Here is a 24,250-nt window from a genome sequence, read left to right as displayed (position 1 = left end):
GGTGAAACTCCCCCGCCGGCTGCGCGGCGTCGCGTACCAGACGTTCTACCGGCTGCCGCATCCCGTGCGGCGCACCATCGTCCGCCTGCTCGTGCAGAAATATCTGGTCGGCGCCGTGGCGATCGTCCGCGACTCCGAGGCACCGGAGCCCGGCCGGTTGCTGCTGCTGCGCCAGCCACCCGGCCGCAGCTGGGGCTTGCCCGCCGGCCTGCTGAAGAAAGCCGAGCCACCGGTGGTGGGCGCGGCCCGCGAGCTGGCGGAGGAGTCGGGCGTGGTCATCGCGCCGGAGGCGCTGACCCCGGCGGTGCCGAACGCGATAGTGCACCCCAAGGGCTGGGTGGACACGGTCTTCATGGGCTTCGTCCCGGCCTCGACCAACCCGCTGGTGGTCGACGGCGGCGAGGTCCTGGAGGCGGGCTGGTTCCCGCTGGACGACCTGCCCCGGCTGACCCCGAACACGGCACTCGTGCTGGGCACCTACGGCATCGGGCCGCTCGCGGCCCAGCAGTCGGCATGAGCGAGCGCACCGAGCGGCACCCGGCCACGCCGAACAACGGTCGCGCAGACCTCGGCGGCGCCGCATGAGTGCGGCTGCCGAGGTCTGTGCGGTGGTGCTGGCCGCGGGCGAGGGTCAGCGGCTGCGGCCCCTGACCGAGTTGCTGCCCAAGGCGCTCTGCCCGGTCGGCAACGTCGCCCTGCTGGACCGGGCGCTGGCCCGGATCGGCGGTCTCGGCCTGAGCGGAGGGTCCGAGGTGGCCGTCAACGCCGCCTATCTGGCCGACCAGGTGGTCGCCCACGTCGGCGACCGCGCGCACCTGTCCGTGGAGCCTGACGGCCCGCTGGGCACGTCCGGCGGCATCGGCCGGCTCCGCGGCTGGATCGACGGCCGGGGCGCGCTGGTCGGCAACGCGGATGCCTATCTGGCGGACCCGCAGCGCGAGCCGGGCAAGGACATCGCGGCCCTGCTGGAGGGCTGGAGCGGCGAGACGGTACGGATGCTGACCCGTCCCCTGCCGCCGGGCAACACGGACGGCTTCAGCGGCCACCGGTTCGCCGGCTTCTCGCTGCTGCCGTGGCGGTATCTTCGCGACCTCACCGACCAGCCCGCCGATCTGGTCCGGACGGCCTGGCGCCCGGCCGAAGCGGCCGGCGAGCTGGAGTTGATCATCTACGACGGCGACTACATCGACACCGGCACCCCGGCGGATTACCTGCGCGCCAACCTGCACGCGGCCGCCGGCCTGGCCGACCCCACCGCCGTGCTGACCGGCCGGGCGACCGAGTCGGTGATCGGCGCCCGCGCCGAGGTGCGGGGCAGCGTCACCCGCTGCGTGATCTGGCCCGGCGCGACGGTGCGCGCGGGCGAGTCGCTGCGGAACGCCATCCGCGCCGGCAAAGACCTCACCGTCCAGGCCTGACCACCCACCGGGTCCTGGATAGCATGAACCGACTCATCCGCCTCATCGCCGAGGAGACCGCGTGAACACCGCGATCGTGCACATCGACTGCGCCACCGACTCGATCCCGGAGGTCGCCGAGGCGCTCGCCGCGCTGCCCGGGGTCAGCGAGGTCTACTCGGTCGCCGGTAACGTCGACCTGATCGCGATCGTGCGGGTCGCGCAGTTCGACCAGATCGCCGAGGTCATCGCGGGGCGGATCTCCAAGACCCCCGGCGTGCTCAACACGGAGTCGCACATCGCCTTCCGGGCCTACTCGAAGCACGACCTCGAGGACGCGTTCGCGATCGGCCTGCCCGCCGCCGACTGACCGTCCCCGCGGGCTCTCGCTCCGCAATATGCGGACTCGAACGGCCGGCGAAAGCTCACCCGCGCGCGACAAGGCCAGGAGCCGGACCGAACCCGTCCGGCGAGGCCACATCCCCATCGGGACGCCGTCGATCCGGGCCGGTGAGACGGCGAGGCGGTCGAGGTTGGGGAGCACGGACCTGGCAGGGTCCGGGCGCCCGGTTACGAGCCGCCAGGCGAGTGGGCGCCCGGTCCCGGTCCCGGCGGGAGCGACGGTCAGAGCCATGCAACCACGCACGACATCGCCTTAAAAGATCTTTGATCTGACCGCCCGCGGCGCTTCCTCAGGACGCGAAAAAGGGGCCCGCGGGCCCCCTTTTCCGTGCTGTTCGACTAGCGGCCGGAGGTGATCTCCTCGCGCTCCTCGCGCGGGCTCACCGGCGGCATGCCGGGCGACACCGGCGCCTCGGCCGGCTTTTCGACCGGGTAGAAGAAGCCCTTCACCGCAGGCGCCAGGGCACCGATGCGGTTCATCTTCTTCGGGACGACCCAGCCCGCATATTCCAGCGGCAGCGGGTGGCCGTGGTCGTCGACCGGGCCGAGCGGCTGGTGGACCTCGTAGAAGCGGCCGTCGGCGGCCCGCTTGATGATGCCGGTCTCCACGCCGTGTGCCAGCACCTCGCGGTCGTGCTGCTGCAGGCCCAGGCAGATCCGGACCGAGAGGTAGTACGCCAGCGGCGGCAGGATCACCAGGCCGATGCGGCCCGCCCAGGTCATCGCGTTCAGGCTGATGTGGAACTTGTCGGCGATGACGTCGTTGCCGCCGGAGAGGGTGGCGACGATGAAGAACGTGAACGCCATCGCGCCCAGACCGGTGCGCTCGGGTGCGTCCCGCGGGCGCTCGAGCAGGTGGTGCGTCCGCTTGTCCTTCAGCCGGCGCGCCTCGATGAACGGGTAGAACATCGGCACCGTGGTCAGCGCGCCCAGGCCGACGACCGCCGGCCAGAACAGCGGCGGGATCACATACCCGTCGCCGATCGGGATGTCGATCTGCCAGGCCGGCATGAGCCGGACCAGGCCGTCCATGAACATGACGTACCAGTCCGGCTGGCTCGCCGAGGAGACCTCGGAGGCCCGGTACGGCCCGAACAGCCAGATCGGGTTGATCTGGAACAGGCCGGCCATCAGGGCGATCACGCCGAAGACGGCCATGAAGAAGCCGCCCTGCTTGAGCGCGTACCGCGGGAACATGCGCTCGCCGACCACGTTGTCGTTGGTCCGGCCGGGGCCGGGCCACTGGGTGTGCTTCTGCGCGAAGACCAGGCCCAGGTGGACGCTGATCAGCGCGAGCAGGCCGCCCGGGATGAGCAGCACGTGCGCGATGTAGAAGCGGCCGATGATGAACTCGCCGGGGAACTCGCCGCCGAAGATCGACGCCGAGACCCAGGTGCCGACGACCGGGATGGACAGCATGATCGCCGAGGCGATCCGCAGGCCGGTGCCGGACAGGCCGTCGTCCGGCAGCGAGTAGCCGGTGAAGCCGGCCAGGAAGCCGAGCAGGAACAGCGTGACGCCGATCGCCCAGTTCGCCTCGCGCGGCTTGCGGAACGCGCCGGTGAAGAAGATGCGGGCCATGTGCACGACGATCGCCGCCATGAACAGCAGCGCCGCCCAGTGGTGCATCTGGCGCATGAACAGACCACCGCGCACCTCGAACGACAGGTGCAGCGACGACGCGTAGGCCGCGGACATCTCCGTGCCCCGCAGCGCGGGGTAGGAGCCTTCGTACGCGATCTCCTTCATCGACGGGTCGAAGAAGAGGGTCAGGAAGACACCGGTGAGCAGCAGGACGATGAACGAGAACAGCGCGATCTCGCCCAGCAGGAACGACCAGTGGTCAGGGAAGACCTTGTTCAGCAGGCCACGCAGGGGGGTGGCCGCCTTGTAACGGTCGTCCAGCCCCTTGCCGACGTTCGCGGGAACCTGCGCGAGGTCGAGCTTTCGGCGCTTCATGGCCGCTCCCAGAAGTCAGGCCCAACGATTTCCTTGTAGTCAGACGCTGCCACGAAGAACCCCTCGTCGTCTACCAGGATCGGCAGCTGGGGCAGTCGGCGGCTGGCCGGACCGAAGATCGGGCGCGCATTGTCCGTGATCATGAACTGTGACTGGTGACACGGGCAGAGCAGCCGGTTGGTCTGCTGCTCGTACAGGCTGGCGGGGCAGCCGGCGTGGGTGCAGATCTTCGAGTACGCGATGTAGTTCTCCCACATCGAGTCCTTGTTGATCGCGTCGGCGTTGCCCTTCGCCCGCGCCTCGGCGGCATCGTCGGCCCGCAGGTGGATCAGCAGGGTCGGCGAGTCCGCGTGCTGGTTGGTCGCGCCGTGCGGGATGCCCGGGAAGACCGTGATCTGGCCGCCGACGCTGACGTCCTCGGGCCGGATCGAGGTGCCGTCCTCGCGGGTGAGCCGCACCGGCTTGCCGTCGTTGGGCACCGGGTCGAAGCCGGTGTGGGACATCATCGGCTGGGCGTCCTTGTGCGGATTTTCGATCAGGCCGCCGATCAGCGGCGCCGCAGCGACCAGGCCGAGCGGCGCGAGGCCGAGCCCGATCGCGCCCTTGAGCAGCGGCCGGCGCTGCACGCCGAGCTCGTCACCCAGGTAGGCGATGGTCTGGCCGGTGATCAGCCGGTCGTCGTCGCTGGACGGCGTGTTGTGCCGGTCCTGGATCGAGACCTCGTGCGGCAGCAGCTTCTTGGCCCAGGCCAGGATCGCGAAGCCCAGCGCCAGCAGCGAGACGCCGAGCGAGATGCCCAGGATCGGGGTGAAGTAGTCGCTGTCGGTGTGGCCGAGCTCGAACTCCCACGGCCAGACGATGTAGAAGACCAGGAAGACCATCGCCGCCGCGCCCGAGAGCAGGAACAGGAAGGCGATGTTGCGCACGACGCGCTTCTCGGCCTTGCTGTTCGTGCCCTGGAACTGCGACTCGTACGTGACGATCTCGATGTCGTCGCGGCGCGCGCCCTCGCGGACGATGTCGAAGCGCGACAGCCGGGGGTCGTTCACGTCGACCGGCTCGGTGCCGGCCCCGTGCGCGCCGTGCGGCTCCTTCACAACGGTCATGACTTCCCCGCAATCCACAGCGTCGCGAAGACCAGGATCGTGATGCCGATGACGAAGATCGCCAGGCCCTCGGTGACCGGACCGTACCGGCCGAGGTTGAACAGGCCGCCCGGGTCCTTGTCCTCCTGCAGCTGCACCTTGACGTACGTGATGATCTCGCGCTTCTGGTCCGGGGTGAGCTCGTTGTCACCGAACACCGGCATGTTCTGCGGGCCGGTGAGCATGGCCGCGTAGAGCTCCTCGGCCGTCGCGGCGCCGAGACTGGGCGCGAACTTGCCCGAGGACAGGGCGCCGCCGCCACCGCCGAAGCCGTGGCACGAGGTGCAGTTGATCCGGAACATCTCGCCGCCCTTGGCCAACGCCTCGGGGTCTTCGGAGAGACTGGTCGTCAGCTCGCCGGACGGGACCTGCGGGCCGCCACCCAACTCCTGGATGTACTGGCCCAGCTGTTTGGTCTGCGCCTTGTCGAACTGCGGCGCCTTCTTCTCCGCCTGGGCCTCCTGGCGGGTCATCGGCATGCGGCCGGTGCCCACCTGGAACTCGACCGAGGCGGAGCCGACGCCGATCAGGCTCGGCCCACGGTCAGCGACGCCCTCGGCATTGCGGCCGTGGCACGAGATGCAGCTGTTGTCGAAGAGCGCCTTGCCCTCCTGCGCGGAGGCGGACAGCTCGCGGGTGTCGTCGGCGAACGCACCCGGTGCGAAGGCCGTGTACACGCCTCCGGCCAGCGCGAGCGCGGCGAGCATGCGAGCCGCCGCACCGAGGCGCCGCCGCACCCGGCTCGGCGCCGACCGCCGCCGGTTGAACACCCGGAAACGCCGACCGGCGGGGGTGTCAGAAGTCATGGGTTGTGTCCTCTGGGTTTTGACCTGGAACTCACGGACGGGCGGCGGCTACTGCAGCCAATAGATCATGGCGAACAGCGCGATCCACACGACGTCGACGAAGTGCCAGTAGTAGGACACGACGATCGCCGAGGTCGCCTGCGCCGGCGTGAACCGGCCCATGGTGGTGCGGATCATGTAGACGATGAAGGCGATCAGGCCGCCCGTGACGTGCAGACCGTGGAATCCGGTCGTCAGGTAGAACATCGAGCCGTAGCCGTCACCGTTGAGCGTCACGCCCTCATGCACCAGGGTCTTGTACTCGTTCGCCTGGCCGAGCACGAAGATCAGGCCCATCACGAAGGTGACCGTGAACCAGCGCCGCAGCGCGAACACGTCGCCCTTCTCCGCCGCGAAGACGCCGAGCTGACAGGTGACCGAGGAGAGGACCAGGATCACCGTGAAGACGGTCGCATAGGGGACGTTGAGGGCCTCGGTGTGCTTCTCCCACATCTCGGGGGCCGCGGCACGGATCGAGAAATACATGGCGAACAAGGCCGCGAAGAACATGAGTTCACTGGAGAGCCACACGATGGTCCCCACGCTGACCATGTTGGGTCGGGTCAGCGAGTGGATCCGGCTCTTGTCGATGGCTGCCGCTGTCACGGGCTCATTATTGCCCCGCGATCACTCGAACATGTCGCGGGGGGCCTAATCCGGGCTGTGTCCCCGCCCCGTACGCCGACGCGGACCGGCCGGGGCCTAGCCTCGGGGGGTGCAGCCAGTCGAAATGCCCATGCTCGCGGCGCCTTCGGGGGATACTGGTCCCCCGCCGTTCAGCGTCGCCGAGATCTTCACCCAGATCAGGCTGACCAGCTTGCTGGCCCTGTTCCTGGTGATCGCCGGAGCCGTCTACCTGTACGGGGTGCACCGCCTGCGGCGTCGTGGCGACCACTGGCCCCCGGGCCGCACCGTGGCCTTCCTGGCCGGCGGCCTGGGCTCGATCGCCGCGGTCACCGTGACCGGTCTCGAGGCCTACGACACCGCGCTGCTCAGCGTGCACATGGTGCAGCACATGGTGCTGTCCATGGTGGGGCCGATCTTCCTGGCCCTGGGCGCGCCGGTGACGCTGGCCCTGCGCACGCTGCCGGCGGCGAACCGCAAGCAGCTGCTGCGGGTCCTGCACAGCCGGGCCGCCGGGGTGCTGACGTTCCCGCTGGTCGCGTTCGGGATCTTCGTCGCGAACCCGTTCGTCCTCTACTTCACCGGGCTCTACCGGGCCACCCTGGAGCACGTCTGGCTGCACGAGCTGATCCACGTGCACTTCATCATCACCGGCTGCCTGTTCTTCTGGCCGCTGCTGGGCCTGGACCCGCTGCCGAACCGCTGGCCCTATCCGGCCCGGGCCCTGCTGATGGTGCTGTCCGTACCGTTCCACACGGTGCTGGGCCTGACGATCATGCAGAGCAAGACCCTGCTCGGCGGCGACTGGTACCCGAGCCTGCGGCTGGCCTGGTCGGACCCGTGGAACGACCAGGTGGTGGCCGGCGGCATCCTCTGGGCCGGCGGCGAGATCGTCAGCGTCACGATGCTGGGCATCCTGGTGCTGCAATGGATCAAGCAGTCCGAGCGCGAGGCCAGGCGGATCGACCGGGCCCTGGACCGCGCGGAGGCCGAGGACGAGCGGCGCGCCGGCCCGCCGGAGCCAGACCCCGCCGCGCCGGGCACGGCCGCGGCGAGCAAGATCACAGAGCCGGCCCCGACGGTACGACCACAGCCGGACGCGCACTAGCCGGTTCGGTACCATCAGCGGGCACCTACGAGCGTCGGAACCGGGGCACATATGAGCGACGACAGCAAGCCGCAGCCGGACAAGTACACGGTCCTGCTGTATAGCGACGACCTCGCGGTCCGCGACCGGATCAGGATGGCGATCGGCGTCCGCCCCGCCGCCGACCTGTCCGTGGAGTTCGTCGACGCCTCCACCTGGGAGGAATGCCGGATCCTGCTGGACACGTACGAGATCGACCTGATGGTCCTCGACGGCGAGGCGGCCCCGGCCGGCGGCTTGGGCATCGCCCGCCAGACCAAGGACGAGTATGCGACCCCGCCGCCCACCTGCGTCGTGATCGCCCGCGCCGCCGACCGCTGGCTGGCCGCGTTCGCCCAGGTCGACGCGACCCTGGTGCACCCGCTCGACCCGGTGACCACCGGGCAGACCATCGCCGGCATGCTCCGTGGCCGCCGCAACGGCGTCGTTCCGCTGGGCACCCTGGGCAAGCTGGGCTGATCTCCTTCCAACCACCCCACCCCGACCGGACTGAAGGAGTGCCCCGCATGGGAGCACCGACCTGGCCGAACCTGCTGAGCGCCCTGCTGCGGGCGGAGGAGTTGTCGGCGCAGGACACCGCCTGGGCCATGGGCGAGATCATGGCCGGCGACGCCACCCCGGTGCAGATCGCCGGCTTCGCGGTGGCGCTGCGGGCCAAGGGCGAGACGCCCGGCGAGCTCGCCGGGCTGGTCCAGGCGATGCTGGCCAACGCCACCGTGGTCGATCTGCCGGCGGAGGTCCGCGCGGACGCCGTCGACGTGGTGGGCACCGGCGGCGACCGGGCCCACACGGTCAACATCTCCACGATGGCCGCGATCATCACGGCGGCGGCCGGCGTCAAGGTGGTCAAGCACGGCAACCGTGCGGCCTCGTCCGCCTGCGGCACGGCCGACCTGCTGGAGTTCTTCGGCATTCCGCTGGACCTGGGCCCCGAGGGGGTGGCCCGCACGGTCGCCGAGGCCGGCATCGGCTTCTGCTTCGCCGCCCGCTACCACCCCGGCATGCGGCACGCGGCCGTGACCCGGCGCGAGCTGGGCCACCCGACGTTCTTCAACGTGCTGGGCCCGCTGACCAACCCGGCCCGGCCGCGCGCGGCGGCGGTCGGCTGCTTCGACCAGCGGATGGCGCCGGTGATGGCCGCGGTCTTCGCCCGGCGCGGCGACTCCGCGCTGGTGATGCGCGGCGAGGACGGGCTCGACGAGTTCACCACGGCGGCGCCCACCCGGCTCTGGACGGTCAAGGACGGGACGGTGACCGAGTCCGTGGTGGACGCGGTCGACCTCGGCCTGCCCCGCAGCAACCCGGGCGACCTGCGCGGCGGCGACGCGACGTTCAACGCCGCCGCGGCGATGAGCATGTTCGCCGGCGAGAAGGGCCCGATCCGCGACGCGGTCCTGCTCAACGCGGCCGCGGCGTTCGCGGCGCACGCGGGCTTCCCCGGCTCCTTCGCCGACACGATGCGCGCCGGGATCGCCCGCGCCGCGGCGACAGTGGACTCGGGGGCGGCCACCGCGCTGCTCAGCCGCTGGGTCGAGGCCGCGAAAGCCGCGAAAGCCGCCGAGACCCCGGCCGACCACCCCGGCCGCCGCCCTTAACCGGGCTAAAGGCTGAGCTGAATATTTTCCTGACACGCCGGGCCGGGTTCCTCCGGTCGGCGGCGGCGCATGACAACGTTTGAATGACATTCGGGTAAATCCACCTTCCGGCGAAGAGGAGCCACCCGTGCGAGATCGTGAACTGCGCTGCTTCATCTGCGACGCCGAGCTGCCGTTCGAGACACCGCCCTGCGCCGACGGCCACGACGATGAGTGCCCCGAGATGCTCTGCACGCGCTGTGGCGCGGCGGAGATCATCGCCCCGGTCACCTTCCGCGTGCTGTTGTCCGCCGGCGGGGCCCGGGTGGCACCTCAGCAGCGCCGGGCCGCCTGACCCCACACGAGCAGAAAGGCCCGCATCCCCTCGGGGGTGCGGGCCTTTCCTTTCGTTGCGGGCCGGATCAGTGCTCGGCCGGGTGCCGGGTGCCCGAGTAGTACTCGAACAGCAGGCCGCAGGCCGCGAAGACCACCAGGACCATGCCCAGGGCGACCAGCCACCACTGCCAGAACACCAGGCCCATGCCGGCCGTCGAGGCGGCCAGCGCCAGGCCGAACGGCCAGTAGCTGCCGGGGCTGAAGAAGCCGACCTCGCCGGCGGCCTCGGCGATCTCGCCGTCCTCGCGGTCCTCGGGCCGCAGGTCGATGCGCCGGGCCACGAACCAGAAGAAGCCACCGCACATCGAGCAGAGCAGGCCGGACAGGATCAGGGCGATGAAGCCGATCCATTCGAGCTGGCCGGACTCACCGTGGGTGTACGCCCCGTAGACCGCGGCCGCACCGAACAGGAAGACAGCGACCCCGGCGAAGATCTTGTATTCGGTCTTCAACTCTGGTCCCTACTTCCCTGCCGCGACGGCGCCGGACTGGTTCCAGGACTGTCCGGTCCGGCGGCTGTCGAACGGCTGCGTCGTGATGGCGAAACGCTCGTCGCCGGTGAAACCGATCGCACCCATCGCGTCCTGCGTGGAGCCGCCGGCCACCTTGGCGGCGAGGAACTGGTCGAACTCCGCCGGGGAGACGACGACCAGCTCGAACTGCATGAAGGCGTGGTAGGTGCCGCAGAGCTCGGCGCAGCGACCGACGTAGCGGCCCTCCTTGTCGAGGGTCACCTCGAAGGTGTTGCGCACGTTGCCCGGGAACACGTCACGTTTGAAGAGCATCTCCGGCACCCAGAACGAGTGGATGACGTCGCGGCTGGTCTCCTCGAAGCGGATCTTCTTGCCCGTGGGCAGGACCAGCAGCGGGATCACGTCGGTCGAGCCGAGCGTCGACGCCACGGTCTTCGCCTCGGCGCCGGGCGCGTCGCGGTAGTTGAACTGCCAGTTCCACTTGAAGGCCACGACCTCGACGGTCATGTCCGGCTTGGCCGACAGCTTGTCCACGTCGGTCTGCACGATCGCCGTGTAGTAGAAGAGCACCGCGACGATCAGCACCGGGGTAACCGTGTACAGGACCTCGAGCGGCATGTTGAACCGGGTCTGCACGGGCAGGGTGTCGCCGCGCTTGCGATACCGGATGACGCACCAGAAGATCAGACCCCACACGAAGACGCCCACGACCAGTGCCGCGATCGTTGACGCGATCCACAGGTCATACATCTTGTGCGCCTGCAGGCTGATGCCGCCCTCGGGCCAGCCGAACCCGCCGAAGGCGCTTCCGACACCGGCCACGGAACAGCCCGACAGCAGGGCCAGCAGCATGGCACCGCCGACACCGAGCCCGGCGAGCCGTACGACACGCGGCCGTGCGACCGAACTCCTTGAGACCACCTGCTCCTGCCTCCCTAGAGCACCGCCCGGTGCGGAAATCCGGACACCGGCGGCAAGGTGTCACCGACGGTCGCACACTACTCGACCTGGCCCGGCCCCCCGCTGACCGGGGGTCGGATCTTCGGGGTGCCCGGGTAACCGCTGATCATGTGGACGATACCGTTCGGAAGGTGGATGACAGGGCCGATCCCGCCGGTACGCCGGCCTACCTCGACGCGGCCAGTGCCGCTCCCCCGCACCCCGTCGCGCGGCAGGCCCTGCTGGCTGCCCTGGCCGACGGCTGGGCCGATCCGGACCGGCTCTACGCCGCCGGCCGGCGGGCCCAGCAGCTGCGGGAGGCGGCGCAGGGCAGCGTCGCCGAGTCCCTGGGGGTACGCCCCGACGAGGTGTCCTTCCAGCCCTCGGGCACGGCCGCGGTGCACGCCGCCGTCCTCGGCGGACTCGCCGGTCGCGCCCGGGCCGGCCGGACCCTGGTCCACTCGGCGATCGAGCACTCGGCCGTGCTGCACGCGGCGGCGCGGGCCGGCGCCGCGGTGCCGGTCGGCGTCGATCTGACCGGGCGGCTGGATCTGGACGCCTGGCGCACGGCTGTCGGCGCGGACGGGGTGGCCCTGGCCAGCCTGATCAGCGCCAGTCACGAGGTCGGCACCGTGCAGCCGGTGGCCGACGCCGCCGAGGCCTGCGCGGAGCACGGCGTCCCGCTGTTCGTGGACGCGGCGCAGTCGATCGGGCGGGTTCCGGTGCCGCCGGGCTGGTCAATGCTGACGGCCAGCGCGCACAAGTGGGGCGGTCCGGCGGGAGTGGGCGTGCTGGTGGTGCGCAAGGGGGTGCGGTGGCTGTCGCCGTACCCGGGTGATGATCGTCACCGGCCACGGCCGGTGGGCGCGCTCGATCTGCCGGCCGTCGTCGCGGCCGCGGCCTCGCTGCGGGCCGTGCTGGCCGAGTCGCGGACCGAGGCCGCGCGGCTCACCGCCCTGGTGGACCGGATCCGGGCGACCGTCGCGGCCACCGTGCCCGACGTCGAGGTGGTCGGCGACCCGGTACGGCGGCTGCCGCACCTAGTGACCTTCTCCTGCCTGTACGTCGACGGCGAGGCCCTGCTGCACGCGCTGGACCGGCGGGGCTTCGCGGTCTCGTCGGGCTCGTCGTGCACCGCGTCGACGCTGCGGCCCAGTCACGTGCTGGAGGCGATGGGGGTGCTCAGCCACGGCAACGTACGGGTGTCGCTGCACCGCGAGACGACCGAGGATGAGGTGGACCGCTTCCTGGCGGTCCTGCCCGGCATCGTCGCCGGGATCCGCGAGGAGGCGGGGATTTGACTTCTTCCCCCACCTGAAGGCGGGGGATTCTCTGGGTCGCCCCAGAGGTTTCCTGTTTCTCAGCCGATCGCAGAAAGGGAGGACCCTTGCTGTCTGACATCAGCTCCGCAGGCATCGCCGGGGTTGTCCCTGGCTACGGCTCGACCAGCCGCAAGGATGTTCTTGGCCGCGTTCAGGTCCCGATCGTGTCGGGTGCGGCACCCTGGGCATGTCCAGGCCCGGGTGGACAGATCCAGCTTGGCGAGCAGGTGCCCGCAGGCGGAGCAGGTCTTGCTGGACGGGAACCAACGGTCGATCACCACGAGGGCGCGGCCGTACCGTTCGGTCTTGTATTCCAGCTGGCGGCGGAACTCGCCCCACCCGCAGTCGGAGATCGCCTTGGCGAGGCCGCGGTTGCGGACCATGTTCTTGACGGCGAGGTCTTCGACCACGATCAGGTCCGCGCGGCGGACCAGCCTCGTGCTGGTGCGGTGCAGGAAGTCCTGCCGGGCGTTACGGACCTTGCGATGGGCGCGGGCGACCTTGGCTTTGGCCTTGCGCCGGTTCGCCGAGCCACGCTGGCAGCGGGCCAGCAGCCGCTGATAGCGGGCCAGGTTCCGGGCCTTGCGTCGCAGGTGCCGGGGATTGGCGATACGGTCGCCGTCGCTGATCACGGCGAAGTCTTTGATGCCCAGGTCGACGCCGACCTCATGCCCGGTCGCCTCCAGCGGGGTCGGCTGGTCGGTGTCGACGGCGAACGTCACGAACCAGCGGCCGTCGGTGTCGCGGGACACGACCACCGTGGTCGGGTCCAGTTCGGCCCTGTCGACGTCCGGCCACGACCACGCCACCTCCACCGGGCCGATGGTCTTGGCGACGTGCAACTCACCGTTCTTCATCCGGAACCCGGAGCGGGTGTAGTGCGCCGACTGGCGGGCGGTGCGGGACTTGAACCGCGGGTAGCGGGCACGTCCGGCGAAGAAGTTGACGTACGCGGTGTGCTGGTGGCGCAGGGTCTGCTGCAACGGCACCGAGGACACCTCGGACAGGAACGCCAGGTCTTCGGTCTTCTTCCAGTCCGTCAGCGCCGCGTCGGTCTGCTTGTACGAGGTCCGCTCCCCGCGCTGGTAGAACGCCGCGTGCCGGTCGGCGAGGGTCTTGTTCCAGACCAGGCGCACACACCCGAAGGTGCGGTTGAACACCACAGCCTGCTCAGGAGTCGGATAGGCCCGACACTTGTATGCCGCACGCACGCCGAAGTCTTACACGAGGAGGCACTTTGAGTAAGCCGACATGCTGCGGACCGGCGAACTGCGTTCTTGGGCTCTCACGGCTCCGCCGTGGCGGAGCTGGGATGCCTCTCCGACCTGAAGGCCGGGGCACCCTCCGGAGGATCCGGTGATCGAGGTGGACTCGCGCGGCCGGCGCTGCCCGTTGCCGATCATCGACCTGGCGAGGCGGATGCCGTCCGTGGCCGTCGGCGCGGTGGTCCGGGTGCTGGCGGACGACCCGGCGGCGGCCAACGACATCCCGGCGTGGTGCCGGATGAAGGGCCAGGAATACCTGGGCAGCCCGGCGCCGGACGTCTACGAGGTGCGCAGGCTCAGGTAGTCGACCACCGGGCCGACCGGATCGTCGGCCAGGAACGTGTCGACGACCAGGCGGGGACCCAGGTACGGCTCGTATTCGGCCTGGCGCTCCAGGACCCGCACCCAGCCCGGGATGCCGTCGTGGGCGCGGGCCGCATACCGCGCCTCGACCCGGCGGCGGTGCTCGGCGTCGTCGCCGCAGACCACCTCGACGACCCGCAGCGGGACGTCGAGGCGTTCCGCGAGCTCGACCCACTGCTGCCGGGCCGCCTTCACCGGGTGCACCGCGTCGATGATCACGCTGTGGCCCATCCGGAGCTGGACCTCCGCGAGCGCCGCCACCACCCCGTACGCGGCATAGCCGGGCCGGGCCTCGGTGACGTCGTAGGCCGCCATCGTGAAGTCGACGGTATCGACCGGCAGCACCGCGGCGGGCAGCACCCTCCCCACCTGCTCGGCGAGCGTGCTCTTGCCCACGCCCGGCAGGCCGGCGAAGACGGCGAGGACCACCATGCACTCTTTCCTTAGATCTTCAGCCGCGAGCCGCGGGCCGCGGCTCGCGGGCTGAGCGTCAGGCCGCGGCGGGCAGGTGCGGCTGGACCTCGGCGGCAGCCGCGTCGCCGTAGGAGTCGGCCAGGCGCTTGAGGAAGAAGTCCGGCTTGATGTCGTATTCCTGCGGGCCGACCGTCTCGAGCACGAGCGCGGCGACCAGCGAGCCCACCTGCGCGGCTCGCTCCAGGGAGACGCCCCAGCCCAGGGCGGCGAAGAAGCCGGCCCGGAAGCCGTCGCCGACGCCGGTCGGGTCGTCCGGGACGACGTCGCGGGCGACCGGCACGTGGATGCGCTCGATGTCGCGGCCGGTGATCTCCACGCCGTCCTTGCCGAGCGTGGTGACCCGGATCCGGACCTGCTCGAGAACCTGCTCGCTGGTGAGGCCGGCCTTGGACTCCAGCAGCGAGCGCTCGTAGTCGTTGGTCAGCAGATATTCGGCGCCGCTGATCAGCGTCAGCACGTCGCTGCCGTCCATCCGGGCGAGCTGCTGCGACGGGTCGGCCGCGAACGCGTAGCCGCGGGCGCGGCACTCCTGCGAGTGGCGGATCATCGCGGCCGGGTCGTTCGCGCTGACCAGCACCAGGTCGAGGCCGCCCGCGCGGGCGGCGACCGGCGCCAGCTCGATGTTGCGGGCCTCGCTCATCGCGCCGGCGTAGAACGACGCGATCTGGTTCAGGTCGTCGTCGGTGGTGCAGACGAAGCGGGCCGTGTGGGCGACCTCGCTGACGTGCACCGAGCCGCAGTCGACCCCGTGCCGCTCGAGCCAGGACCGGTAGTCGGCGAAGTCGGCGCCGACAGCACCGACCAGGATCGGGCGCAGGCCGAGCTTGCCCATGCCGTAGGCGATGTTCGACGCCACGCCGCCGCGCCGCACGACCAGGTCGTCGACGAGGAACGAGAGCGAGACCTTGTGCAGCTGGTCGGCGATCAACTGCTCGGCGAACCTGCCGGGGAAATGCATCAGGTGGTCGGTGGCGATCGAGCCGGTAACGGCGATCTTCATGTCGGCCCTCGGGGTCGGGTGCGATTACCCGGTGAGCCTACCGGCCGTCGGCTTCCCGGACATCCGGGCGTCACCTCGCCGCAATACGGCAACGGCCGCCCCCTCAGCGAGGGGACGGCCGGTGCGAAAGCGGATCAGTGGAACGAATCACCGCAGGCGCAGGAATTCTGCGCGTTCGGGTTGTCGATGGTGAAGCCCTGGGCGTCGATCCGGTCGGCGAAGTCGATCGTGGCACCCGCCAGGTACGGCGAGCTCATCCGGTCGACCACGACCTCGACACCGTCGAAGTCGCTGACGACGTCACCGTCGAGCGACCGCTCGTCGAAGAAGAGCTGGTATCGCAGGCCGGAGCAGCCGCCGGGCTGCACGGCGATGCGCAGGCGCAGGTCATCGCGACCTTCCTGCTCCAGGAGGCGCTTGACATTGCCGGCCGCGACGTCGGTCAAAATGACGCCGGTCGGCGCGGCCGTGGTGGCCTCGGTCGACTCGGTGTGCGCTTCAGTTGTCACGTTGCGGTTCTCCTGCCGGGTCCGGTGATGTGCCGTACCGACCAACGCTAACTCTGTTCGGGTGTATTCCCAATTGCCGGGGCGGAGATGTCGGCCACCTGATCAGGGCTCCACTGCCGGGCGAGGCGCGCGGAGACCTCGCGCAGGCCCCGGGCCGGCTCGGCGAGCGCCTGCTCCTCGGAGCCGAAGTGCTCGATCAGGGCGTACGTCTCGGTGACCCCGGCGCCGGCGGCCTCGCGGTGGCCGGTCTCGTTGCGCCCGGCGATCACCACGCAGGGCAGGCCGCGGTCGCGGGCGCCGCCCGCGATGCCGGCGGCGACCTTGCCCCGCAGCGACTGGTGGTCGAACGATCCCTCGCCGGTGATCACCAGATCCGCGGCGTCGAGCTGCGCCTCCAGCCCGATCAGGCTGGTGACCAGGCCGATCCCGGAGACCACCCGGCCGCCGAGGGCGAGCAGGGCCGCGCCGATCCCGCCGGCCGCGCCGCCGCCGGGCAGCGTGCGCAGGTGCTCGACGCCGAACGCCCGCTCCAGCACGCCCGCGAAGTGGTCGAGCGCCGCGTCCAGCCGCAGCACGTCCTCGCGGGTGGCGCCCTTCTGCGGGCCGTAGACGTTGCTGGCGCCGTGCAGGCCGACCAGCGGGCTGTCGACGTCGGTGGCGGCCACGATCCGCGCCTGGCGCAACTGGGGCGCGCCGCCGAGCGCGGCCGCGGTGATCAGCGGGGCTCCGCCGTACGGCAGCGCGTACCCGCTCTCGTCGATCGGGGCCGCACCCAGCGCGGCCAGCATCCCGGCGCCGGCGTCGTTGACCGCGGAACCACCGAGCCCCACCACGATCTCGGTGGCGCCGGCCTCGACCGCGGCGGCGAGCAGCAGGCCCAGCCCGTACGAGGTGGCGGCGTTGACGTCGCGCTCGGCCTTGCTCAGCAGGTGCAGGCCGCAGGCCTGGGCACTTTCCACATACGCCGTGCCGCCGACCAGCAGGACCTCGCCGCGGGCCGGGCGCCCGAGCGGGTCGACGGTGTCGACGGGAAGCCGGCGGCCGCCGAGCGCGGTGCCGAGCACCTCGACGAAGCCGGGGCCGCCGTCGGACAGCGGACGCAGCACGGTCTCGTCGCCCGGTGCCGTGGAGTGCCAGCCCTCGGCCACCGCGATGGCGACCTCGGAGGCGGTCAGGGTGCCGGCGAACTTGTCAGGGCAGATCAATACGCGCACGGTGCGAAAGGTACAGGTACCGCACAGGTTGCGGTGTCACGCTGGGTCCATGGCCACTCTCATGCAGCGACTGCAGATGTTCCTGCGCAGCCCGCGGGGGCAGAAGATCGTCCAACAGGGTCAGCGCCAGCTGGCCAAGCCCGAGAACCAGGCGAAGCTCCGCCGGATCGCGACCAAGCTCCAGGGCCGCCGGCGCTGAGCCCACCCGCAGCGGAAAACCCATGCAAGTTCGTTGTCTGAGTGCGGTAGGACACTCTTTCCCCCACCGACGCTGCGGCAACGTTGTGGAAACATGGGTGGCGTGACGTCGACCTGGACCGAACCCGGAAACACCGCCACGGCGCTGCTGCTGCTCGGCCGTGGCACCGATCCCGCCAGCGAGCGCGGCGTCGACTGCCCCGGCGACCTGCCGGCGCCCAGCGACCCCGACCTGGTCGCCCGAGCCACGGCCGCCAAGGCCGCGCTCGGCGACCGGGTCTTCGTGCTGGGGCACCACTACCAGCGTGACGAGGTCATCCAGTTCGCCGACGTCACCGGCGACTCCTTCAAGCTCGCCCGCGAGGCGGCGGCCCGGCCGGAGGCCGAGTTCATCGTCTTCTGCGGCGTGCACTTCATGGCCGAGAGCGCGGACATCCTGACCGGCCCCGGCCAGCAGGTGATCCTGCCCGACCTGGCCGCCGGCTGCTCGATGGCCGACATGGCCGTGCTGGGCCAGGTGGAGACGGCCTGGGAGCAGTTCACCGACCTGGGCATCGCCGGTGACGTGGTCCCGGTCACCTACATGAACAGCTCGGCCGACATCAAGGGCTTCGTCGGGCGCAACAACGGCGTGGTCTGCACCTCGTCCAACGCCAAGCGGGCGCTGGACTGGGCGTTCGAGCAGGCCCCGTCCAACCACCCCACCACCGCCCTTAACCGGACTGAAGGCAGCCCGAAGGTCTTCTTCCTGCCCGACCAGCACCTGGGCCGCAACACGGCGGTGCTGGAGATGGGCTTCGACCTCGACGACTGCGTGCTCTACGACCCGCACAAGCCGAACGGCGGCCTCACCTCCGAGCAGCTTCGCGACGCCAAGATGATCCTCTGGCGCGGGCACTGCTCGGTGCACGGCCGGTTCACCATCGACAGCGTGCGCGAGGTGCGCGAGCGGGTCCCCGGCGTGCGGGTGCTGGTGCACCCGGAGTGCAAGCACGAGGTGGTCCGCGCGGCCGACGAGGTCGGCTCGACGGAATACATCATCCGCGCCCTGGACGCGGCGCCCGCCGGCTCGGCCTGGGCGGTGGGCACCGAGCTCAACCTGGTCCGCCGGATGGCGCTGGCCCACCCGGACAAGCACATCACATTCCTGGACCGGACGGTCTGCTACTGCTCGACGATGAACCGCATCGATCTGCCGCACCTGGTGTGGACGCTCGAGGAGCTCGTGGCGGGCCGGGTGCCCAACCAGATCACCGTCGACCCGCACACCGCGAAGCACGCGCGGGTGGCCCTCGATCAGATGCTGGCATTGCCGTAAATAATCACCCTGGGTAACTGCTCTTGAGCCGAGCGCACAGCCCTACCTTTGTCTTGGCTTAATCATCAGCAATTCGTGCCGTCCTGAGCGTTGTGATGATTTCTGCTCTGGTCACTCAGGGCTATGCTGCCCGGGCGGCGGTCGCCAGTCCCCCTGTCGGCTGCACCCCTATTCGCATCCGGGCGCGCTGAGGCGCCCGCCTCTGGAGGTTGCGTTGACCGACGACGTCCTGGCCGTACACGGCGGCACGCCGCTGCACGGGCAGATCCGGGTCCGTGGCGCCAAGAATCTGGTTTCCAAGGCTATGGTGGCCGCCCTGCTGGGCGAGTCCCCGAGCCGGCTCTTCGATGTGCCGCGCATCCGCGACGTGGAAGTGGTCCGCGGCCTGCTCGGCCTGCACGGCGTCAAGGTCACCGACGGCGCCGACGACGGCGAACTGGTGATGGACCCCACCAACGTGGAGAGCGCCAGCAGCGACGAGATCAACGTGCACGCCGGGTCGAGCCGGATCCCGATCCTGTTCTGCGGCCCGCTGCTGCACCGGCTCGGCCACGCGTTCATCCCCGACCTGGGCGGTTGCCACATCGGGCCGCGCCCGATCGACTTCCACATCCAGGCGCTGCGCCAGTTCGGCGCGGTGGTCGACAAGACGCCCGAGGGCATGCACCTGACCGCGCCCAACGGGCTGCACGGCACGAAGCTGGAGCTGCCGTACCCGAGCGTGGGCGCCACCGAGCAGGTGCTGCTCACCGCGGTGCGCGCCGAGGGCGTGACCGAGCTGCGCAACGCGGCCATCGAGCCGGAGATCATGGACCTGATCTGCGTGCTGCAGAAGATGGGCGCGATCATCACGGTGCACACCGACCGGGTCATCGAGATCCTCGGCGTGCCCCGCCTGCACGGCTACAACCACAAGCCGATCCCGGACCGCATCGAGGCCGCCAGCTGGGCCGCCGCCGCGCTCGCCACCCGCGGCGAGATCGAGGTGCTGGGCGCGCAGCAGGCCGACATGATGACGTTCCTGAACGTCTTCCGCTCCATCGGCGGCGAGTTCGAGATCACCGACGCCCGGGTCGCCCGGTCCGGCGTGACCGGCGTCGAGGGCGGCATCCGGTTCTGGCACCCGGGCGGCGAGCTCAACGCCGTGGCCCTGGAGACCGACGTGCACCCGGGCTTCATGACCGACTGGCAGCAGCCGCTGGTGGTGGCCCTGACCCAGGCCCGCGGCCTGTCGATCATGCACGAGACGGTCTACGAGCAGCGCCTGGGCTACACCGAGGCGCTGAACGCGATGGGCGCGACCATCCAGGTCTACCGCGACTGCCTGGGTGGCACCCCGTGCCGCTTCGGCCGGCGCAACTTCAAGCACTCGGCGGTCATCGCCGGCCCGAGCAAGCTGCACGCGGCCGACCTGGTGATCCCCGACCTGCGGGCGGGCTTCAGCCACCTGATCGCCGCGCTGGCGGCCGAGGGCACCTCCCGGGTCTACGGCGTCGACCTGATCAACCGCGGCTACGAGGACTTCGAGGGCAAGCTGGCCGCCCTCGGCGCGCTGGTCGAGCGCGTCTGACCGCCCGCCCCACCACCGCCCTTGACCGGGCTGATGGCAACCTTCACTCCCCCGCTTCACGAAACCGCGCCGGCGAAAGGTCGGCGCGGTTTCGGGTTTGTGGGGCCTCTTGGCTACGCTGCGGGGGTGCCCTCGCTGTTTCGTCGAAAGTCCTCCGACCTCGTCTCCGACGCCACCTCCACGGTGACCGCCGAGCCCGAGCAGTCGGCCGCGTCCAAGACCAAGGCCTACACGCCCTCGAAAAAGGAGCTCGGCGTCGCGACGCCGAAGCGCACCAGCGCTCAGCGCCGGCACGACAAAGCGCAGGCCCCGGCCAACCGGCGCGAGGCCTACAAGCAGATGCGCGAGCGCCAGAAGGTCGAGCGCGCCGAGGCCTCGGCGGGCATGCGCGCGGGTGACGAGCGCTACCTGCTCGCCCGCGACCGCGGCCCCGAGCGAGCCCTGGTCCGCAACATCGTCGACGCCAAGCGCACCGCAGGCACCTGGTTCTTCGCCGGCGCGATCATCGTCTTCGTCGGCTCGACCGGCGCGATGCCGACGGTGGTCCAGCTCGGCGCCAACCTGCTCTGGGCGATCCTGGCGATCGCGGTGATCGTCGACAGCGTCCTGATCAGCCGCAAGGTGAAAAAGCTGGTCACGGAGCGCTTCCCGAAGACGACGCAGCGAATGGGGTCGCTCTACATGTACGGCGTGATGCGCGGCCTGACCTTCCGCCGCATGCGAGTCCCGAAGCCCCACGTGGAGCTCGGCGACAAGATCTAATTCATGTCGTGCCTGGTTGCATGGTGCTGACCGTCGCTCCCGCCGAGGTCGGGCGAGGGCGGCCAATCGCCTGGCGGCTCATGGACAGCCGCCCTCACCCTGCCGGCTCCGTGCACGGATAAACCCCACACCCAGCTCCATGCACGGACAAAACCGACAGTCGCGGGCACCGCACTGGCCGGCAGGCAGGCGCGGGCCCGGCAGGCAGGCGCGGGCCGCGGCACCCGCCCGACCAGGCAAAGCCGCAAACCACACCAACCACCCTGGACCGCCGGGGCGGCGCAAACCCCCACCAGACGCCCACCCCTGCCGCGCGTGCATCACGCCCCAAGATCCGCCTTCAGCCGCACCCGATCTTGTATCGCCCGTACGAGCCCACGTCCACGCGCAAAATTCGCGGCCCGGGCATCACGGGAGTGCCAGCTAAGCCCCTCACACCCGACCTTGAACCGCCCGCCCACTGCAGCACCACCACCGCGCAAGAGGTTGGCTAGTCGATACCGGCAAGGCGGAGCAGGGCCGCCGTTGCCGCGGCCGCGAGGACGACCACCACGAATGGTGCGCGGCGCCAGGCCAGCAGGGCACCCACCGCGACGCCTGCCGGGCGAGCGATGCCCGCGAAGCCGGCTCCCTCCATAAGCGCGGCTGTCGTCGCCAGCGCTGCCAACAGTGCCGCAGCCGCCATCGGGAGCAGGCGCTGAACCTGGCTGGAGAGTTCCAGGCGGTCGCGCAGCAACACTCCGCCGAGCCGCATCGTGTAGGTGCCCACGGCCAGGATCAGGATCGCGGCGATCAGCACGACGCCTCGGTTCGCCGGTCACCCTCGGCCCCGGGCAGCAGCGAGTGGCCAGGATCGCCCTCGTTCCGCACCACCCGCAGACGATCATCCGAGCCTCCAACCAACCCCAGGCGATCATCCGAGCCTCCAACCAACCGCAGACGATCGGCCGGCTCTCCCGCCAACCGAGGCCGATCAGCCGGCTCTCCCGCCAACCGAGGCCGATCAGCCGGCTCTCCCGCCAACCGAGGCCGATCTGCCAGGCCTCCTGTCGGCCGGAGGCCGTCGGCCGGTGTCCCCTCCAGCCGGGCGGGACCGCCGGGCCGGGCCCGGGGCAGGAACACCGCCCCCAGGCCCACCAGCGCACACAGCACCGGCAGACCGGCCGGCAGCACCGGAGTCAGGACGACCGCCACCGCCGCGCCGGCGAGCGCGACCCGGCGGGTGTCGCGGTCACGCAGTGACGGCAGGATCAGGGCGATCAGCCCGGCCGGGAACGCCGCGTCCAGGCCCAGCCTCGCCGGGTCGCCGGTCGAGCCACCCAGCCACACTCCCAGGGTCGTCCCCACGTTCCACGAGGTGAACAGCGTGATCCCGATCAGCCAGTACGTGCGGCGGCGGCGAACCGGGTCGGCCTCGGCCAGGGTGAACGCCACCACCTCGTCGGTCATCAGGTGGCTGCCGATCAGGCGGTCGCGCCACCGGGGGCCGACCGTCGCCGAGACGGCCAGGCCGAAGGGCAGGTGGCGGGCGTTGAGCAGCAGGCCGGCCACTACGGCGGCGATCGGGTTACCGGCGGCGATCAGGCCGACCGCCAGGAACTGGGCCCCGCCCGCGAACACCGCCGTGGACATCAGGAACGGTACCCAGGTCGGCAGCCCGTACGCGATCGTGATGGCGCCGAACGACGCACCCACCGCGATCATCGCCGCCGCGATGGCGGCCGCGTCGCGCAGCAGTGCCCGGTCCGGCGTTCGAGATGGCGTACGCATGGTTCAAAATAATGAACGACGCGCATAGCGTTCGTCAAACCGAACGATTCGATCGACGGAGTGAACATGTCACAGCCCGCTCCCCCGCTCGCCACCATCGCCGCGGCCCTGCGCCGCGAGCGCGAGCGGGTCGGCATCTCCCTGGCCGAGCTGGCCCGGCGCGCCGGGCTCGCCAAGTCGACGCTGTCCCAGCTCGAATCCGGCACCGGCAACCCCAGCGTCGAGACCCTCTGGGCGCTCGGGGTGGCGCTCGGCGTGCCGTTCAGCCGGCTGGTCGAGCCGCCCGCCCCGCTGATCCGGGTGGTCCGGGCCGGCGAGGGGCCGCGGCTGCAGTCGGACCACGCCGACTTCTTCGCCACGCTGCTCACCGCCGGCAGCGCTCACACGCGGCGCGACCTCTACGTGATGGAGCTGGAGCCGGGCGGCTCCCGGCAGGCCGACGCGCACCTGCCCGACAGCGTCGAGCACCTGGTGGTCGCGGCCGGCCGGTTGCTGGTCGGCCCGGGACAGGAGGAGGTCGAGCTGGGGCCCGGCGACTACGTGACCTTTCCCGGTGACATCCCGCACAGCTACCAGGCCCTCGAACCCGGGACCTGGGCGATCCTGCTGATGGAGCACCGCTAGGACGCGTACAGGCGGGCGACCACGTCCTCGATGTCCGGCTCGACCAGGGCCAGGTCACGCAGGGACTTCAGCGCCGCCAGCCGGGCCACCACCGCCCCCGCCTCGTCGGTGAGCAGGTCGAACGACGCGCGGTGCCCCTCTGCCTCCAGCGAGACGAGCGTGGCGCCCGCCACCGTGAAGCCGGGCGGCAGCGGCACGTCGAGGTCCACCACCAGGCGGCGGCGGGAGCCGTACCGGGTGTGCAGGGCCTCGATCGTGCCGTCGTGCACGACCCGGCCGTGGTCGATCACCACCAGCCGCCGGCAGAGCCGCTCGATGTCGGCCAGGTCGTGCGTGGTCAGCACCAGGGTGACGTCGCCGGTCGCGCCCAGCTCGGCCAGGAACGACCGCACCGCCTGCTTGCTGACCACGTCCAGGCCGATCGTCGGCTCGTCCAGGAACAGCACCTCGGGCCCGTGCAGCAGCGCGGCCGTGAGCTCGCCGCGCATCCGCTGGCCCAGCGAGAGCTGCCGTACCGGGGTGTCGAGGAAGCCGTCGAGGTCCAGCAGGCCGACGCAGCGCCGCAGCCGGGCCGCGTGCTCGGCGGCCGGCACCCGGTAGATGTGCCGCAGCAGGCCGAACGACTCGGACAGCGGCAGGTCCCACCAGAGCTGCGACCGCTGGCCGAAGACCACCCCGATCCGCAATGCCAGCCGGGTGCGCTGCGGCACCGGCGTCAGCCCGCACACCGACACGGTCCCGGCCGACGGGGTCAGCACACCTGTCAGCATCTTCAGCGTGGTGGATTTGCCGGCGCCGTTCGGGCCGATGTAGCCGATCATCTCGCCGCGCTCGATCCGCAGGTCGATGCCGTCCACCGCCGTGACGGTGCGCTTCGTGCGGCGCATCCGGCCGGCGCGGACCCGTACCGTGAAATCCTTGCGCAGGCCGTCCATCCGGATGACACTCACGGTTTTCCCC

28 protein-coding genes are annotated in these 24,250 nt (G+C 70.8%); 14 read left to right on the top strand and 14 right to left on the bottom strand.

What is annotated here, in order from left to right; translation table 11 throughout:
* Position 1 precedes the first annotated feature (1 nt).
* The 3 genes from DMB66_RS28505 (at position 2) to DMB66_RS28495 (ending at position 1,767) form a co-directional block, all read left to right on the top strand.
* Positions 2 to 517 carry an NUDIX domain-containing protein gene (locus tag DMB66_RS28505; RefSeq protein WP_125807195.1) on the top strand — a complete coding sequence of 172 codons (516 nt, stop codon included), beginning with the start codon at positions 2 to 4 and terminating at the stop codon, positions 515 to 517.
* A 64-nt stretch (positions 518 to 581) separates the two neighbouring features.
* A complete protein-coding gene (locus tag DMB66_RS28500) occupies positions 582 to 1,418 on the top strand; it encodes an NTP transferase domain-containing protein (protein ID WP_125807194.1) in 837 nt (278 codons plus the stop codon).
* Between the two features lie 61 nt (positions 1,419 to 1,479).
* Positions 1,480 to 1,767 (top strand): Lrp/AsnC family transcriptional regulator, encoded by a 288-nt coding sequence (locus DMB66_RS28495; protein ID WP_125807193.1) that lies wholly within the window; start codon positions 1,480 to 1,482, stop codon positions 1,765 to 1,767.
* A 371-nt stretch (positions 1,768 to 2,138) separates the two neighbouring features.
* Here the strand turns inward: DMB66_RS28495 and DMB66_RS28490 are convergent, their stop codons facing one another.
* Genes DMB66_RS28490 through DMB66_RS28475 form a run of 4 tightly spaced genes read right to left on the bottom strand, consistent with a single transcriptional unit; the run spans position 2,139 to position 6,354 of the window.
* Entirely contained in the window at positions 2,139 to 3,758 is a 1,620-nt protein-coding gene (locus DMB66_RS28490; RefSeq protein WP_125807192.1) for a ubiquinol-cytochrome c reductase cytochrome b subunit, read from the bottom strand.
* On the bottom strand, positions 3,755 to 4,855 hold the full coding sequence (locus tag DMB66_RS28485; protein WP_370319372.1) for a ubiquinol-cytochrome c reductase iron-sulfur subunit: 1,101 nt from the start codon (positions 4,853 to 4,855) through the stop codon (positions 3,755 to 3,757). The genes DMB66_RS28490 and DMB66_RS28485 overlap by 4 nt, the downstream gene beginning before the upstream one ends.
* 5 nt (positions 4,856 to 4,860) lie before the next feature.
* Positions 4,861 to 5,709 carry a c-type cytochrome gene (locus DMB66_RS28480; RefSeq protein WP_125807190.1) on the bottom strand — a complete coding sequence of 283 codons (849 nt, stop codon included), beginning with the start codon at positions 5,707 to 5,709 and terminating at the stop codon, positions 4,861 to 4,863.
* A gap of 48 nt (positions 5,710 to 5,757) precedes the next feature.
* Positions 5,758 to 6,354, bottom strand: coding sequence for a heme-copper oxidase subunit III (locus tag DMB66_RS28475; protein WP_125807189.1), 597 nt, complete (start codon positions 6,352 to 6,354; stop codon positions 5,758 to 5,760).
* Between the two features lie 124 nt (positions 6,355 to 6,478).
* Between DMB66_RS28475 and DMB66_RS28470 the strand changes: the two genes are divergently transcribed.
* The 4 genes from DMB66_RS28470 (at position 6,479) to DMB66_RS28455 (ending at position 9,448) form a co-directional block, all read left to right on the top strand.
* A complete protein-coding gene (locus DMB66_RS28470) occupies positions 6,479 to 7,480 on the top strand; it encodes a cytochrome c oxidase assembly protein (protein WP_125807208.1) in 1,002 nt (333 codons plus the stop codon).
* Positions 7,481 to 7,531: 51 nt separating this feature from the next.
* Positions 7,532 to 7,978 carry a hypothetical protein gene (locus DMB66_RS28465; RefSeq protein WP_125807188.1) on the top strand — a complete coding sequence of 149 codons (447 nt, stop codon included), beginning with the start codon at positions 7,532 to 7,534 and terminating at the stop codon, positions 7,976 to 7,978.
* Between the two features lie 47 nt (positions 7,979 to 8,025).
* Positions 8,026 to 9,114 (top strand): anthranilate phosphoribosyltransferase, encoded by a 1,089-nt coding sequence (trpD, locus tag DMB66_RS28460; protein WP_125807187.1) that lies wholly within the window; start codon positions 8,026 to 8,028, stop codon positions 9,112 to 9,114.
* A 127-nt stretch (positions 9,115 to 9,241) separates the two neighbouring features.
* Positions 9,242 to 9,448: a hypothetical protein gene (locus DMB66_RS28455; protein WP_125807186.1), complete on the top strand. Its 207-nt coding sequence runs from the start codon at positions 9,242 to 9,244 to the stop codon at positions 9,446 to 9,448.
* A 67-nt stretch (positions 9,449 to 9,515) separates the two neighbouring features.
* On the opposite strand, the gene DMB66_RS28450 is transcribed toward DMB66_RS28455, so the two are convergent.
* Both DMB66_RS28450 and coxB read right to left on the bottom strand, forming a co-directional pair.
* Positions 9,516 to 9,941, bottom strand: coding sequence for a cytochrome c oxidase subunit 4 (locus DMB66_RS28450; protein WP_125807185.1), 426 nt, complete (start codon positions 9,939 to 9,941; stop codon positions 9,516 to 9,518).
* A gap of 9 nt (positions 9,942 to 9,950) precedes the next feature.
* Positions 9,951 to 10,814, bottom strand: a complete 864-nt coding sequence (gene coxB / locus DMB66_RS28445; protein ID WP_125807207.1) for a cytochrome c oxidase subunit II — start codon at positions 10,812 to 10,814, stop codon at positions 9,951 to 9,953.
* 239 nt (positions 10,815 to 11,053) lie between these two features.
* On the opposite strand from coxB, the gene DMB66_RS28440 reads away from it, so the two are divergent.
* On the top strand, positions 11,054 to 12,202 hold the full coding sequence (locus DMB66_RS28440; RefSeq protein ID WP_125807184.1) for a cysteine desulfurase family protein: 1,149 nt from the start codon (positions 11,054 to 11,056) through the stop codon (positions 12,200 to 12,202).
* Between the two features lie 59 nt (positions 12,203 to 12,261).
* Here DMB66_RS28440 and DMB66_RS28435 read toward each other — a convergent pair whose 3' ends face one another.
* A complete protein-coding gene (locus DMB66_RS28435) occupies positions 12,262 to 13,434 on the bottom strand; it encodes an RNA-guided endonuclease TnpB family protein (RefSeq protein ID WP_125807183.1) in 1,173 nt (390 codons plus the stop codon).
* Positions 13,435 to 13,579: 145 nt separating this feature from the next.
* On the opposite strand from DMB66_RS28435, the gene DMB66_RS28425 reads away from it, so the two are divergent.
* Positions 13,580 to 13,792, top strand: a complete 213-nt coding sequence (locus tag DMB66_RS28425) for a sulfurtransferase TusA family protein (RefSeq protein WP_125807182.1) — start codon at positions 13,580 to 13,582, stop codon at positions 13,790 to 13,792.
* Here DMB66_RS28425 and DMB66_RS28420 read toward each other — a convergent pair.
* The 4 genes from DMB66_RS28420 to DMB66_RS28405 form a co-directional block, all read right to left on the bottom strand.
* A complete protein-coding gene (locus DMB66_RS28420; protein WP_233624889.1) occupies positions 13,768 to 14,283 on the bottom strand; it encodes an ATP-binding protein in 516 nt (171 codons plus the stop codon). The two genes, DMB66_RS28425 and DMB66_RS28420, sit on opposite strands and share 25 nt — an antisense overlap.
* 58 nt (positions 14,284 to 14,341) lie before the next feature.
* Positions 14,342 to 15,325 carry a carbohydrate kinase family protein gene (locus DMB66_RS28415; protein ID WP_125807181.1) on the bottom strand — a complete coding sequence of 328 codons (984 nt, stop codon included), beginning with the start codon at positions 15,323 to 15,325 and terminating at the stop codon, positions 14,342 to 14,344.
* A gap of 134 nt (positions 15,326 to 15,459) precedes the next feature.
* Positions 15,460 to 15,834, bottom strand: a complete 375-nt coding sequence (locus tag DMB66_RS28410; RefSeq protein WP_125807180.1) for an iron-sulfur cluster assembly accessory protein — start codon at positions 15,832 to 15,834, stop codon at positions 15,460 to 15,462.
* Between the two features lie 47 nt (positions 15,835 to 15,881).
* Entirely contained in the window at positions 15,882 to 17,048 is a 1,167-nt protein-coding gene (locus tag DMB66_RS28405) for a glycerate kinase (RefSeq protein ID WP_125807179.1), read from the bottom strand.
* A gap of 49 nt (positions 17,049 to 17,097) precedes the next feature.
* On the opposite strand from DMB66_RS28405, the gene DMB66_RS62770 reads away from it, so the two are divergent.
* The 4 genes from DMB66_RS62770 (at position 17,098) to DMB66_RS28390 (ending at position 20,896) form a co-directional block, all read left to right on the top strand.
* A complete protein-coding gene (locus tag DMB66_RS62770; RefSeq protein WP_199752667.1) occupies positions 17,098 to 17,247 on the top strand; it encodes a hypothetical protein in 150 nt (49 codons plus the stop codon).
* A gap of 102 nt (positions 17,248 to 17,349) precedes the next feature.
* Positions 17,350 to 18,564, top strand: coding sequence for a quinolinate synthase NadA (gene nadA, locus DMB66_RS28400; protein ID WP_370319359.1), 1,215 nt, complete (start codon positions 17,350 to 17,352; stop codon positions 18,562 to 18,564).
* 214 nt (positions 18,565 to 18,778) lie between these two features.
* Positions 18,779 to 20,134, top strand: coding sequence for a UDP-N-acetylglucosamine 1-carboxyvinyltransferase (murA, locus tag DMB66_RS28395; RefSeq protein WP_125807177.1), 1,356 nt, complete (start codon positions 18,779 to 18,781; stop codon positions 20,132 to 20,134).
* Positions 20,135 to 20,260: 126 nt separating this feature from the next.
* Positions 20,261 to 20,896, top strand: coding sequence for a DUF3043 domain-containing protein (locus DMB66_RS28390; protein ID WP_125807205.1), 636 nt, complete (start codon positions 20,261 to 20,263; stop codon positions 20,894 to 20,896).
* 490 nt (positions 20,897 to 21,386) lie between these two features.
* On the opposite strand, the gene DMB66_RS28385 is transcribed toward DMB66_RS28390, so the two are convergent.
* Positions 21,387 to 21,695, bottom strand: a complete 309-nt coding sequence (locus DMB66_RS28385) for an AzlD domain-containing protein (protein WP_125807176.1) — start codon at positions 21,693 to 21,695, stop codon at positions 21,387 to 21,389.
* Positions 21,689 to 22,666 carry an AzlC family ABC transporter permease gene (locus DMB66_RS28380; protein WP_125807175.1) on the bottom strand — a complete coding sequence of 326 codons (978 nt, stop codon included), beginning with the start codon at positions 22,664 to 22,666 and terminating at the stop codon, positions 21,689 to 21,691. The genes DMB66_RS28385 and DMB66_RS28380 overlap by 7 nt, the downstream gene beginning before the upstream one ends.
* Before the next feature lie 66 nt (positions 22,667 to 22,732).
* Between DMB66_RS28380 and DMB66_RS28375 the strand changes: the two genes are divergently transcribed.
* On the top strand, positions 22,733 to 23,290 hold the full coding sequence (locus DMB66_RS28375) for a helix-turn-helix domain-containing protein (RefSeq protein ID WP_125807174.1): 558 nt from the start codon (positions 22,733 to 22,735) through the stop codon (positions 23,288 to 23,290).
* Here DMB66_RS28375 and DMB66_RS28370 read toward each other — a convergent pair.
* Positions 23,287 to 24,240 carry an ATP-binding cassette domain-containing protein gene (locus DMB66_RS28370; RefSeq protein ID WP_125807173.1) on the bottom strand — a complete coding sequence of 318 codons (954 nt, stop codon included), beginning with the start codon at positions 24,238 to 24,240 and terminating at the stop codon, positions 23,287 to 23,289. The genes DMB66_RS28375 and DMB66_RS28370 overlap by 4 nt on opposite strands.
* Between the last annotated feature and the right edge of the window lie 10 nt (positions 24,241 to 24,250).

It is taken from the genome of Actinoplanes sp. ATCC 53533 (assembly GCF_003947245.1).
This window is presented reverse-complemented; position numbering and strand designations above follow the sequence as displayed.